Here is a 12,892-nt window from a genome sequence, read left to right as displayed (position 1 = left end):
ATGGCTCGCTTCTTCATCGACCGGCCCATCTTCGCGTGGGTCATCGCCATCGTCATCATGCTGGCGGGGGCGCTGGCGCTGCGCACGCTCCCGGTGGCGCAGTACCCGGCCATCGCGCCGCCCGCGATCACGGTCACCGCGTCGTACCCCGGTGCCTCCGCGAAGACCCTGGAGGACACCGTCACGCAGGTCATCGAGCAGCGGATGAAGGGGCTCGACAACCTGCAGTACGTCTCGTCGACCAGCGACAGCAACGGCGTGCTGCAGATGACGCTGACGTTCGACCCGGCCGCCGATCCGGACACGGCGCAGGTGCAGGTGCAGAACAAGCTGCAGCTGGCGTTGCCGCTGTTGCCCCAGGAAGTGCAGCGCCAGGGCGTGCAGGTTGCCAAGTCGCGGTCCAACATCCTGATGGTCCTCGGCTTCGTCTCGTCGGATGGCAGCATGACCGACGCTGACATCAGCGACTACGTGTCGTCGAGCCTGCAGGACCGCATCGGCCGCGTGCCGGGCGTCGGCAGCGTCATCGTGTTCGGGTCGCAGTACGCCATGCGCATCTGGCTCGACCCGGCCAAACTGCAGAACTTCCGGGTGACGACGGCCGACGTGCGGGCGGCGATCCAGGCCCAGAATGCCCAGGTCTCGGCCGGCCAGCTCGGGGCCGCGCCTGCCGTGCCCGGCCAGCGGCTCAACGCCACCATCACCGCGCAGACGCGCCTGCAGCGCCCCGAGCAGTTCGAGGCCATCGTCCTTCGCACTGGTGAGGACGGATCGGTCGTCCGACTCGGTGACGTCGCGCGCGTCGAACTCGGCAGCGAGAGCTACGACCGCACGGCCGCCTTCAATGGCAAGCCGGCTTCGGGCATCGCCGTCCAGCTCGCGACGGGCGCCAACGCCCTCGACACCGCCGACCGCGTCCGCGCCGTGCTCGAGGAACTGCGCACCTACCTGCCCGCGGGGCTCGAGCCGGTCATCGCCTTCGACACGACGCCGTTCGTCCGCATCTCGATCGAGGAAGTGGTCAAGACGCTCATCGAAGCCATCGTGCTGGTCTTCGTGGTGATGTACCTGTTCCTGCAGAACTTCCGCGCCACGCTGATTCCCACCATGGCGGTGCCGGTCGTGCTGCTCGGCACCTTCGGGGTGCTGGCCGCCTTCGGGTACAGCATCAACACCCTGACGATGTTCGGGATGGTGCTGGCCATCGGCCTGCTCGTGGACGACGCGATCGTCGTCGTCGAGAACGTGGAGCGCGTGATGAGCGAGGAAGGCCTGCCCCCACGCGAGGCGACGCGCAAGAGCATGGACCAGATCACCGGCGCGCTCGTCGGCATCGCACTGGTGCTGTCGGCCGTGTTCGTGCCCATGAGTTTCTTCGGCGGGTCGGTCGGCGTCATCTACCGGCAGTTCTCGATCACGATCGTGTCGTCGATGGTGCTGTCGGTGATCGTGGCCCTGGTGCTCACGCCGGCGCTCTGCGCGACGATCCTCAAGCCGGTCGCGCACGGTCATGTCGAGCGGAAGGGCTTCTTCGGCTGGTTCAACCGCACGTTCGATCGCGGCAGCCGGACCTATCAGTCGATCGTCGGCCGCCTCGTCGTGCGCACGCTGCCGACCCTGGCGGTGTACGCGGTGCTGTGCGGGGCGATGGCGTTCCTGTTCCAGCGCATTCCGACCGGCTTCCTGCCCGACGAAGACCAGGGCGTGATGTACACGCAGGTCCAGTTGCCGTCGGGCTCGACGCGCGAGCAGACCGCCGGGGTGTTGCGCAAGGTGCAGGCGCACTACCTCGAAAAGGAACAGGCGGCGGTGCAGTCGCTGTTCACCGTCAGCGGCTTCAGCTTCGCGGGATCGGGCCAGAACATGGGCATGGCCTTCATCCGCCTCAAGCCGTGGGACGAGCGCGATGAACCGGGGCTGCGCGTCAAGGCCGTCGCCGGCCGCGCCATGGCCGCCTTCTCCCAGATCCGCGAAGCGATCGTCGTCGCTTTTCCCCCGCCGGCGGTGACCGAACTCGGCAACGCGACCGGCTTCACGGTGGAACTGCAGGACCGGGGCGGTCTCGGCCACGAGGCGCTGATGGCCGCACGCAACCAGTTCCTCGGCATGGCGGCGAAGAGTCCGGTGCTGGCCGGGGTGCGTCCCAACGGGCTCGAAGACACGCCGCAGTTCGAGATCAAGGTGGACACGGAGCGCGCCGGCGCGCTCGGCCTGACGCTGGCCGACGTCAACGACACGCTGTCGAGTGCCTGGGGCAGCGCCTACGTCAACGACTTCATCGATCGCGGCCGCGTCAAGCGCGTCTTCATGCAGGCCGATGCGCCGTTCCGGATGCAGCCGCAGGATCTCGATCGCTGGTACGCGCGCAATCGCACCGGCGACATGGTGCCGTTCTCGTCGTTTGCCACCACCGCGTGGACCTACGGGTCGCCGCGGCTGGAACGCTTCAACGACGTCTCGTCGCTGCAGCTGATCGGATCGCCGGCGCCCGGCCGCAGCACTGGTGAGGCCATGCAGGTGGTCGAGGAGTTCGCCGCCCAGTTGCCGGCGGGCATCTCGTACGAGTGGTCGGGCCTGTCCTACCAGGAGCGCCTGTCTGGTTCGCAGGCGCCGGCGCTGTACGCGCTGTCGCTGCTGGTCGTGTTCCTCAGTCTCGCGGCGCTCTACGAGAGCTGGTCGGTGCCGTTCTCGGTGATGCTCGTGGTCCCGCTCGGCGTGCTCGGTGCGGTGGTGGCGACCGGGATGCGCGGCCTGTCCAACGACGTCTACTTCCAGGTCGGCCTGCTGACCACCGTCGGGCTCTCGGCCAAGAACGCGATTCTGATCGTGGAGTTCGCCAAGCAGCTCCAGGAGGAGGGTCAGGACCTGATCGAGGCAACCGTCGAAGCCGCGCGTCAGCGCCTGCGTCCGATTCTCATGACCTCGATCGCCTTCGGCCTCGGCGTGTTGCCGCTCGTGCTCAGCACCGGGGCCGGGTCGGGCAGCCAGAACGCCATCGGCACCGGGGTGTTCGGCGGCGTCGTCGCCGCGACGGCCCTCGGGTCGTTGCTCATCCCCGTGTTCTTCGTGGCCATCCGCAGCGTGTTCCGGGTCACGCCGCCCGCACCGGTGACCACCGAAACGCTCTCCACCCAGGAGGCACATTGATCATGCGAACGTCCCTCTCGTTCCTGCTGGTGCTCGCGATCGGTGGGGCCGGGTGCCGCACGATGGCCCCCGAGTACGCCCGCCCGGCCGCCCCGGTGCCCGGGGCCTTCCCCGACGCCGGGACGAGCACTGACGCCCGGTCAGCCGCCGATCTGCCCTGGCAGTCCTTCATCACCGATGTGTCGCTGCGCACGCTGGTGAGCCAGGCGCTCGAATCCAATCGCGACCTGCGCACGGCGGCCCTCAACATCGAGCGGGCCCAGGCGCTGTACCGCATCCAGCGGTCCGCGCTGCTGCCCGCCGTCAACGGCACGGCCAACGGCGTGCGTCAGCGCATTCCCGAGGGCCTGTTCGGCGGGGCGGGTGGGGCGTTCAACGCCGAGCAGTACAGCGTCGGCGTCGGCGTCAGCAACTACGAGCTGGACATCTTCGGGCGGATCCGGAGTCTCAACGACGTCGCCCTGCAGCGCTTCCTCGCGACCGAGCAGGTCCGGCGGGCGGTGCAGATTGCGCTCGTGGCCGAGGTGTCGCAGGCATACCTGACCTACGCCGCCGACCAGGAGCGGCTGGCCTTGTCGCGCCGCACCCTCGACGTCCAGCAGCAGTCGCAGCGCCTGGCGGAGCGTCGGCTCGAGGCCGGCATCTCCAACGCGCTCGCCGTGCGACAGGCCGAGACGACGGTCGCCGCCGCACGGGCCGACGTGGCGCGCTTCACGGCGCTGATTGCGCAGGACCGCAACGCCCTCGCGCTCGTGATCGGACGCGACGTCGATCCCGCCCTGCTGCCCGCCGGGCAGACCGACACGGTCACGATGCTGACGGAGCTGACGGCCGGGTTGCCGTCCGCCGTGCTGCAGCAGCGGCCGGACATCCTCGCCGCCGAGCACCAGCTGCAGGCGGCCAACGCCAACATCGGCGTCGCGCGGGCCAACTTCTTCCCGACCATCAGCCTGACCGGGTCGGTCGGCACGGCGAGCCGGTCGCTGGGTGACCTGTTCACCTCCGGCACCGGCGCGTGGTCGTTCATCCCCAATCTGGTGGCGCCGATCTTCAACGCCGGACGCAACCGGGCGACGCTCGAGGTCTCGCAGATCGATCGCGAACTCGCGGTGGCGGCCTACGAACAGGCGATCCAGGGCGCGTTCCGCGACGTCGCCGACGCCCTCGCCGTCCGCAGCACGATCGACGAGGAACTTGCCGCGCAGCAGGCGCTGCAGGCAGCGGCGGCCGAAAGCCTCCGTCTTGCGGAAGCGCGCTTCCGCGGCGGGGTGGACAGCTACCTGCCGGTGCTGGACGCCACGCGCGTGCAGTACACCTCGCAGCAGGGGCTCATTGCCGTGCGCCTCGCCCGCGCGGTGAACTCCGTGGCGCTGTACCGCGCACTCGGCGGTGGATGGACCGAGCCGGTGTCGTAGGAGAAGGGGAGTCGGGAACCGGGAACCGGGAACCGGGAACCGGGAACCGGCAACCGGCAACCGGCAACCGGCAACCGGCAACCGGCAACCGGGCTTACCAGCGGCGGACGCGGCCCGTGTCGACGTGGACGAAGTTGGACGACGGGTAGTAGCCGACGCCGCCGCGGGCCAGGTCGAGGGCGGCCTCGCGCAGATCGGTGAGGCGCACGTCGGCGACGCGGATGTCGATGGCCTGCCCGCGCATGTGCAGGCTGCCAGAGGCCACGCCGCCACCCCCGTGGGTCCGCAGCATGGCGTTGGTCTTCGGCGAACGATAGCCCGAGATGATCTCGAAGGGCTGGCCGCTGCCGGTCGCCCCCTTCAGCGCATGGAGGAGGTCGAGCAGGCGCGGGTCGATGTCGTGCACGTCACCGGTGCGGAAGTCCCGCAGCAGGCGATTGACCGCCGTCAGCGCGTCGGGCAGGTAGCGGACGCCATCCATGTACTCCACCTCGAGTGTCTCGGCGGTGTGCAGGTGGGCGAACCGCAGCACGCGCGGCCCGGTCGGCACGGCCGTCGCGACGGTCGGCAGCGCCAGGACGGGCGCGGCGGTCATCACGGTGCGGAGGAAGCGTCGGCGATCCACTCCTCACCATAACATCCCGGGACGCGCACGGCCGGCTCGGCGAGCCGGCCCTCACCGCACGACGGGACCATGACGGCCCGTTCCGAGAACGGGCCCTACCCTACCTGGGGCTCGAGGGGTACGGGTAGCCCTGCTTCAGAGCGGCATCGAGCAGCGCGTCGTGGCCGTAGATGTCCTCCATGAAGTGGACCACGCCCTCACGGCTGACGTGCACCGTGTCGTAGAACAGCACGACCGTCATCGGCTCGGGAAGGGTGACGCGCGAGGGGCGGGTGCCGTTCATCGCCGCGTCGATGCGCGCCCGCGTCCAGCCCGGGGACTCGTGCAGGATCCACTCGGCCAGCGCCGCCGGATCCTCGAGACGCACGCACCCGTGACTGAGGTCACGCCGACTCTTCGCAAAGCCGCCCCGCGACGGCGTGCCGTGCATGTAGACGTTCTCGTCGTTCGGGAAGATGAACTTCGCCAGGCCCAGCGAGTTGGTGGGCCCGGGGCGCTGACGCAGCGTGAGGCGTCCCTGCTGCACCTTGTCGAGGTTCTCCGACGATGTCGCCAACGCCGGCGCATCGTCGGCGCCGCTGGCGACGATCTCGAAGCCGTTGCGCGCGAGGTAGCCGGCATCGCGACGGGCCTTCGGCAGAATCTCGTTGACGAGGATGCTGCGCGGCGGATTCCAGTACGGGCGAAAGACGATGTACTCGAGACGCTCGACGAACAGCGGTGTCTGGTGATTGAGCGCCTGCCCGACGACCACCTTCATCCGCAGGGGCGTCTCCCTCGCGTGCGGCTCGGTGGCCCAGAGCCGGAAGTTCGCGACGTTGACGAAGATGCTCGCGCGGTCGCGCAGGTCCGGCAGCCAGCGCATCCGCTCCATGGCCAGTTCGATCTGGCGGACCCGGGTGGCCAGCGGCACGTTGATGGCGCGCAGGGTGGCGGCGCCGAGGACCCCATCGGGTTCGAGGCCGTGCCGCGCCTGGAAGCGCTTGACGGCGTCCACGACGGCGCCGATGTACCGGGTCTCGACGGCGGGCCCATCCGAGACGACATCGCCCACGGCCTGCAGGCGGGCGACGAGTGGCGCCACGCCATCCCATTCCTCACCGGGCACGATCTTCTTTCGCGTGGCGGGCAGCAGCGGCACCGGGGCAGGCTCGCCGGACTCGGCCAGCGCTCGGTAGATGGACAGCGTGGCGCGCGCCCTGACGTAGTGCGAGAACGGTGGCTCGAGACTGCGCAGCATCTCGCCGAGGCCACGGCCCTGCCGCGCCTCCTGCAGCAGCGCCGTCGGGTCGAGCGGCTTGCGCGGGCCCTCGTACTTCCATCGGATCCGTGCCGGATCGACGCGGCCGATGTGGACGGCCCGCACCAGCCGCGCGCCCGCCACGCTCAACGCCACGTCGAACTGGGCCCGCTCCGTCGATGTCGATCGCCCGCCCGTGATGGCGGCCCACCGCACCTGCAGGGCCGACGCGTCGTAGTCGGCCGGGTCGAGACCGAACTCGTGGGCGCGGGACACGGCCAGCACGGCGCCATCCACGCTGGGCAGCGGCCGCGATCCGTCGAACCAGAGCAGGCGGTCCGGCTCGGCATCGTAGAGCGGCCACAACTCGCGGGTCACGTCGCCGATGGCGCTCCACCGGAGGCCAGGATGTTGAGCACTGCCGAGCACCTGGGTGACCACCGCGGCCGCCTCGGGGTCGGCCGTCGGGACGGCGGGCCCCTGCATCCACGGGGCTGCACTCAGCAGCGCCAGCACGACGCCGGCAGACGGGAACATGTCCCTACCTTAGCCGGCTCGACCGTCGCGGTCACGCGCCCAGGTCGGACGTCCGTGCCCGACTTGCAGGCGCGGCCGGATTTTGGCTTACTGGAGATGGCGCCTCCGTGTTGGGTGGCGCCATGCGGGCCACGGCGGCCAGCGGCCTCTGCCGCGGTCGAGTCTGCGAGGAGAATCGAGATGCAACGCCAATGGGTGGCGGCCATGGTCGTGGTCGCCTGTCTTGTGGGAACGGCACCGGGTGCCAGTGCCCAGGTCGTGACTGAGGAACGTCGTCTGGCGACGATGGCCGCCCAGGCCGAGTCGCCCGAGCAGCACGCACGAGTCGCCGAGCAGTATCGCGACCGCGCCGAATCGCTCGACTCCCAGGCCGCGCGCTACGAGCGTGCCGCCCGCCGGCTCGAAAAGGGCTGGTTCCCCAACGAACACAAGGCGCAGTCGATGCTGCGTCCCGGCTACGCCGAGCGCCAGAAGGCCGCCAACGCCCGGACCGCCGCCCGCGAGACGCGTGTCCTCGCCGAGCAGCACCAGAAGATCGCGGTCGAGTTGCGCAACGCGCCCGAATAGGCGCCAGGCGGGCAGCCCCCTCGCTTCGCATACAATCCTCCCGCTCGACCAGCTCAGGCAGGAGTGAGGCGGTGCGGTGACGCAGCGAGGAGGCGCCCCCATGCAGGTTCCGACACGACATGCGCGATGGGTGCGTGCGACGCACGGCGCTGCCGCCCTGAGTGTCGTGGTGCTCGCGTGCTCGGGGGGCGTCATCCTCATGGCGCACCCCCGTCTCTACTGGGGCGAGGTCGGCAACGACCTGACGCCAGCCCTCCTCGAACTCCCGATCAGCCGCAATCACCGCCACGACGGCTGGACGACACCGACCTCGATTGCGCCGGGCGACACGGCGTCCGCGGGTGCCCCCGTCAGCGCCAGCCGCACCTTCGAGATCTTCAATCAGAACGGCTGGGGTCGCAGTCTGCACTTCCTCGCCGGATGGGTCCTGTTCGCCACCGGACTCCTGTACCTCACGCTCGGCGCGGTCTCCGGACACCTTCGTCGAGCGCTGCTGCCACGGCGCGACGAGGTGACGCGTCGGCAGGTCGCCCGTGAGATCGGCGATCATCTGCGGCTCCGGATCCGCGCGGCGACCGGCGGCCCCGACTACGGCCTCCTCCAGAAATCGGCCTACGCGTGCATCGTGTTCGTCGCGCTGCCGCTGACGGCCATCACCGGGCTGACGATGTCGCCGGCCGTGACGGCGGCGGCCCCGTTCCTGCTCACGCTGTTCGGCGGCCTGCAGTCGGCGCGTACCATCCATTTCGCCCTGTGGGCGCTCCTGCTGCTGTTCACGTTCGGGCACATCACGATGGTCGTGCTCTCGGGATTCCGGCGTCAGGTTCGCGCCATGACGGTCGGAGAGTGACATGCCGCCTCGCTTGCGCCTGACACGACGCGACGCCCTCATCGGTGGCCTGACCGCGGCCGGCGGGATGCTGCTCACCGGCTGCGCCACCGACCTCCCGCCGACCTACGGGCATCTGCTGCGCATGGGCGACAACCTGACCTACGTCGCGCACCGCGCGCTGCTGCCGGGGCAGGCGCTCGCCCGCGAGTACAGCCGCGGGGACATCTCGTCCTTCCCCGCCATCGGCACCACGAATCCGGCCGACACGGCCCTGCCCACGTACCATCCCGAGTTCGCGCCGGTCTATGCCGAGTTGCGCCGCGGCGATTTCGCGGACTTCCGGCTGGACATCGCCGGCAGCGTCGCCAGGCCGGGGACCTACTCCCTGTCGGACTTGAAGCGCATGCCGGCGCGGACCCAGATCACCCGACACGTGTGCGAGGAAGGCTGGTCGGCCGTCGCCGAGTGGACGGGCGTGCCCCTGGGTCACGTGCTGCAGGCCGCGGGCATCCTGCCGACGGCGCGGTACGTGACCTTCGAGACCTTCGACCGCTTCGGCGACAACATCGACCTGCTGGACGCGTTCCATCCGCAGACGCTGCTGGCCTACGGCATGAACGGCCGCGACCTCCCCGTGCCGCACGGCGGCCCCCTGCGCGTGCGGGTCGAAACACAGATCGGCTACAAGAGCGTCAAGTATGTGCGTCGCCTCCTCGTCCACGACGCGTTCGACGATCTCGGTGCGAACGGTCCGATCCGCAACGGCTGGAGCTGGTATGCAGGAATCTAGGTCCATGCACGTTCGCCCACTCCTCGCCGCAGTGCTCGCCGTGTGCCTGTTGTCCTCCACCGCGCACGCCGAACTGCGCGGCGGGGTCGCGCGCGTGGAGATCACGCCCTCGGCGTCGATGCCGATGTACGGCTACGCCTACCGGAAGTGTGGGCCGGCCAACGGCACACACGACCCGCTGATGGCCAAGGTGCTGGTGCTCGAGTCGGGCGGCACGCGCATGGCGATCGTGACGATGGACCTCGGCAGCATGGTGTCCGACACGCTGCGCCAGGACGTGGCCAGCAAACTCGGGATCCCCATCGTGCTGCTCGCGGCCTCGCACACCCACTCCGCACCGGCGTTCCTGCCGTTCGGCAGCGCGCCGGCGACCAACGCCGCGGCCCTCGCCTACCGCGCCGAGCTCGAGGGCAAGATCTTCCAGGCCATCGCCGACGCGCTGAAGACGATGGCGCCCGTCACGTTGAAGGTGGGGCGCAGCTCGCTGCAACTGGGCTACAACCGCCTGCTGCCTCGCGATGACGGACGCACGCGGGCGCTGTTCGACAACCTGGAACGCGTACCGTACGGGCCCGTCGATCCGGAACTGGTGGTGCTGCGCGTCGACGGCGCCGACGGGCAGCCCCGCGCCGTGCTCGTCCACTACGCCACGCACCCCGTGGTGCTCGGGCCGACCAACTGCCAGTACTCGGCCGACTATCCGGGCGTGATGCAGGCGGCGGCCGAAGCGGCCATCCCGGGCGCCCAGGTGATGTTCGTCCAGGGCGGCGCCGGAGACATCAACCCGATCTTCATGGCGCGCTCGGGCGACCAGACGAAGGACTTCGGCGTCGTGCAGACGATGGGGACGCTGCTGGCCGAGGAGGTCGTGCGGGCCAACCGTTCGGCGACGCCCGTCCCCGCGGGCGCCGAGGGCATCACCGCGACATCCGAGGTCGTCACGCTGAAGGACCGCTGGGACGCCGCGCAGTCGCTCGACGTCGGCATCACCACCGTCCTGATCGACCACAGTGTCGCCATCGCCGCGTGGCCCGGCGAAGTGATGCACCGCCTGCAGCAGGACTGGAAATCACGCGCGGAGGTCCCCGTGGCACTGTTCTACGGCTACACCTTCAGCGCCGGGGGCACGTGGGCCGGCTACGTGCCCGACCTGCGATCGGCCGCGCACGGCGGCTACGGCGCCGACGCGAGCACGCGCGTCGAGGTCGGTGCCGGCGAGCGTCTCCTCGAACGGCACCTGATCCACCTGTACGGGCTGCTCGGCAAGTGGCGGGAGAAACAGGGACGGCCGTAGGACAAGTCGCAGGTCAGAGTTCAGAATGAAGGGCGCCGCGGAGAGTCACAGGATGCGCGGCATCCACACCAACGCTGGGGGGAGGCCGAGTGGAACGCCAGACTGCTGCCGATTTCGACGAGGAACTGCTCATCCTGTTCGACGCGTACGTGCACGGCGACATCGACCGCCGTGGCTTCCTGGAGCGCGCGAGCAAGTTCGCGGTCGGGGGCATGACGGCCGTGATGCTGCTCGAGGCGCTGAACCCGAAGTTCGCCGAAGCGCAGGTCGTGCCCAAGGACGACGCGCGGCTCGTCACCGAGTTCGTCTCGTATCCGTCGCCGCAGGGTTACGAGACGACCAGGGGATACCTCGTGCGGGCAAAGGCGTCGACGGGTCGGCTGCCGGGCATCCTCGTGGTGCACGAGAACCGCGGCCTGAACCCGCACATCGAGGACATCGCCCGCCGACTGTCCCTCGAGGGGTACCTCGTGTTCGCCCCGGACGCCCTGGCCCCGCTCGGCGGCTATCCCGGCGACGAGGACAAGGCACGCGCGACGTTTGCCACGCTCGAGCAGCCGAAGACGCGCGAAGACATGATCGCGGCGTTCCGCTTCCTCAAGGCGCACCCGGGCTGCACGGGCAAGGTCGGCGCGGTCGGCTTCTGCTACGGCGGCGGCATCACGCACATGCTCGCCACCAGGCTACCTGATCTCTCCGCGGCCGTGCCGTTCTACGGCAACAACCCGCCCCCCGAGACGGCGGCGACGATCAAGGCGCCGCTGCTCGTCCACCTGGCCGAGAAGGACGAGCGCATCAATGCCGCCTGGCCCGCCTACGAGGCGGCGCTCAAGGCGGCCAACGTGTCGTACACCGCGCACGTCTACGCCGGTGCGCAGCATGGCTTCAACAACGACACGACGCCGCGCTTCGACGCCGCATCGGCCACGCTGGCCTGGTCGAGGACGCTCGAGTTCTTCGCCAGGCATCTGCGCGGCTAGCGCACCCGCACGAAGCCGCCCCCCGGGCCCGCGACGCGCCACTCAGCGCGTCGTGGTGGGTGTGTAGTCGACGACGAACGCGCCGTCGAAGATGCCGCTCTGCCCGAGCAACTGCCCGAACTTCTTGTGCTCGGGATGCGGCAGATACGCATCCCGGGCGGCGGCGTTGGTGAAGGTCAGCACGTAGACGTGCGTGAACCCCTGGTTGAGTCCCTCGGGGCTGTTGTTGACGCCATCCTCGAACGCCGTGATCCCCGGAATGCTCGTCGCGAGCGCGCGGAAGGCGTCGGTCACCTTCTGGATCTGCGCCGGCGTGGCCCCGGCCTTGTACTTGAAGACGACCACGTGGCGGACGGCCTGGCTGGGCGCCTGGGCGACAGCCGCGCCCACCAGCGGGCCGATCACGACGGCACCGCCGAGGGCGAGGGTGAGGACGAGAGCAGCGACTCTGGACATGCGCGCATTCTACGCGCGGCCGGCGACCATCCGTCAGTCCCGTCCGCTCGAGATGAGCGCCGCGCAGACCTGACGCTCCTGCGGCCCATCGAGCTCGACGAACAGCACGCGCTGCCATCGTCCCAGCATGAGCCGTCCCCCGACCACCGGCACCGAGGCCGACGACCCGAGCAGCATCGCCTGGCAATGGGCGTGGCCGTTGGTCCGCTCCGCCTCGGTGCGATTGACGACGCGGCGGGTCGGGTCGTCGTGGTCGTAGGCGAGTGTCGGGGGCGCCAGGCGATCGAGTTGCCGGAAGAAGTCCCCGTGCAGGAGCGGTTCCTGTTCGTTGACCACAATCGCCGTCGTCGTGTGCAGGGTGTGGATGGCCAGCACGCCGTGCCTCACGCCGCTCAGCAGCAGGAACGACTCGAGCGACGCCGTGAGGTCCACCACCTCGGCCACACGCCGGGTCTCGATGCGCAACCGCAGATGGCGCCCGTCATCGTCTCGGCCTGGGACGGCGGTGACGGTGGCCGGGTCGAACGGAGACGAAGGGGGCGTGCGCGCAAGCGTGTGCATGAGGCGGCTCCAGGCCGGCGATGGAGGCCGCGTCGTGCGGGCCTCCCGTCGTGCCGTCCAGAGCATCGCCGCGAAGGGACGGGAAGTCTTCAGCGCGACGTGAGCAGGGCGTGAGCAGGGGGTGAGATCTCATGTCCCCGGTTAGGGCCGGTTCTCCGAACCGGCCGTCACGTCAGCATGCTCACGCCTATCTCAGGGTCGGCGCGTGAGGCCGAAGGCGAGGCCGGCGCCGAAGGTGCCCCCCTCGGCGAGCGCGAGGAGCGTGCGCGTGATCGGGCCGAACTCGGGTTCCCCGAGCAGACGGCCGAGCGGCGTGAGCGCGACTTGCGCCCCTGCCGACGCCTGCGCGACCAGGTGCAGCGTGCCCCCGACCAGGGGGATGCCGGCCAGCGAGAGCGCGAGCGCCGCCAGGGCCCCGCCCGCGCCCGTGCACAGGGCGACGGCCAGC

The 12,892-nt window shown here is 70.0% G+C and carries 12 protein-coding genes; 7 read left to right on the top strand and 5 right to left on the bottom strand.

Annotation, left to right across the window (positions count from 1 at the left end):
• Positions 1–3,147 (top strand): efflux RND transporter permease subunit, encoded by a 3,147-nt coding sequence (locus Q0C41_RS12825; RefSeq protein ID WP_291984176.1) that lies wholly within the window; start codon positions 1–3, stop codon positions 3,145–3,147.
• Between the two features lie 2 nt (positions 3,148–3,149).
• Complete coding sequence (locus Q0C41_RS12820; RefSeq protein WP_291984175.1) at positions 3,150–4,562, top strand: efflux transporter outer membrane subunit; 1,413 nt, start codon at positions 3,150–3,152, stop codon at positions 4,560–4,562.
• Between the two features lie 94 nt (positions 4,563–4,656).
• On the opposite strand, the gene Q0C41_RS12815 is transcribed toward Q0C41_RS12820, so the two are convergent.
• Entirely contained in the window at positions 4,657–5,187 is a 531-nt protein-coding gene (locus Q0C41_RS12815; protein WP_291984174.1) for a YcbK family protein, read from the bottom strand.
• A 100-nt stretch (positions 5,188–5,287) separates the two neighbouring features.
• Positions 5,288–6,964, bottom strand: a complete 1,677-nt coding sequence (locus Q0C41_RS12810) for a L,D-transpeptidase family protein (protein WP_291984173.1) — start codon at positions 6,962–6,964, stop codon at positions 5,288–5,290.
• Positions 6,965–7,144: 180 nt separating this feature from the next.
• Between Q0C41_RS12810 and Q0C41_RS12805 the strand changes: the two genes are divergently transcribed.
• From Q0C41_RS12805 to Q0C41_RS12785, 5 genes are all read left to right on the top strand, one after another.
• A complete protein-coding gene (locus tag Q0C41_RS12805) occupies positions 7,145–7,531 on the top strand; it encodes a hypothetical protein (RefSeq protein WP_291984172.1) in 387 nt (128 codons plus the stop codon).
• Between the two features lie 100 nt (positions 7,532–7,631).
• Positions 7,632–8,381: a cytochrome b/b6 domain-containing protein gene (locus tag Q0C41_RS12800; RefSeq protein WP_291984171.1), complete on the top strand. Its 750-nt coding sequence runs from the start codon at positions 7,632–7,634 to the stop codon at positions 8,379–8,381.
• Position 8,382: 1 nt separating this feature from the next.
• On the top strand, positions 8,383–9,153 hold the full coding sequence (locus Q0C41_RS12795; RefSeq protein WP_291984170.1) for a molybdopterin-dependent oxidoreductase: 771 nt from the start codon (positions 8,383–8,385) through the stop codon (positions 9,151–9,153).
• Between the two features lie 4 nt (positions 9,154–9,157).
• Positions 9,158–10,447 carry a neutral/alkaline non-lysosomal ceramidase N-terminal domain-containing protein gene (locus Q0C41_RS12790; RefSeq protein WP_291984169.1) on the top strand — a complete coding sequence of 430 codons (1,290 nt, stop codon included), beginning with the start codon at positions 9,158–9,160 and terminating at the stop codon, positions 10,445–10,447.
• An 89-nt stretch (positions 10,448–10,536) separates the two neighbouring features.
• Positions 10,537–11,427, top strand: coding sequence for a dienelactone hydrolase family protein (locus Q0C41_RS12785; RefSeq protein ID WP_291984168.1), 891 nt, complete (start codon positions 10,537–10,539; stop codon positions 11,425–11,427).
• Between the two features lie 42 nt (positions 11,428–11,469).
• Here the strand turns inward: Q0C41_RS12785 and Q0C41_RS12780 are convergent, their stop codons facing one another.
• From Q0C41_RS12780 to Q0C41_RS12770, 3 genes are all read right to left on the bottom strand, one after another.
• Positions 11,470–11,883: a Dabb family protein gene (locus tag Q0C41_RS12780; RefSeq protein WP_291984167.1), complete on the bottom strand. Its 414-nt coding sequence runs from the start codon at positions 11,881–11,883 to the stop codon at positions 11,470–11,472.
• Between the two features lie 33 nt (positions 11,884–11,916).
• On the bottom strand, positions 11,917–12,444 hold the full coding sequence (locus Q0C41_RS12775) for a secondary thiamine-phosphate synthase enzyme YjbQ (RefSeq protein WP_291984166.1): 528 nt from the start codon (positions 12,442–12,444) through the stop codon (positions 11,917–11,919).
• A gap of 192 nt (positions 12,445–12,636) precedes the next feature.
• Positions 12,637–12,892: hypothetical protein (locus tag Q0C41_RS12770; protein WP_291984165.1), on the bottom strand; the 256-nt coding region annotated here is incomplete at its 5' end.

The organism is Luteitalea sp. (assembly GCF_022842525.1).
In the GTDB taxonomy this organism is placed as follows: domain Bacteria; phylum Acidobacteriota; class Vicinamibacteria; order Vicinamibacterales; family Vicinamibacteraceae; genus Luteitalea.
The sequence above is the reverse complement of the archived record's forward strand: the minus strand, read 5'-3'. Positions and strand labels throughout refer to the sequence as shown.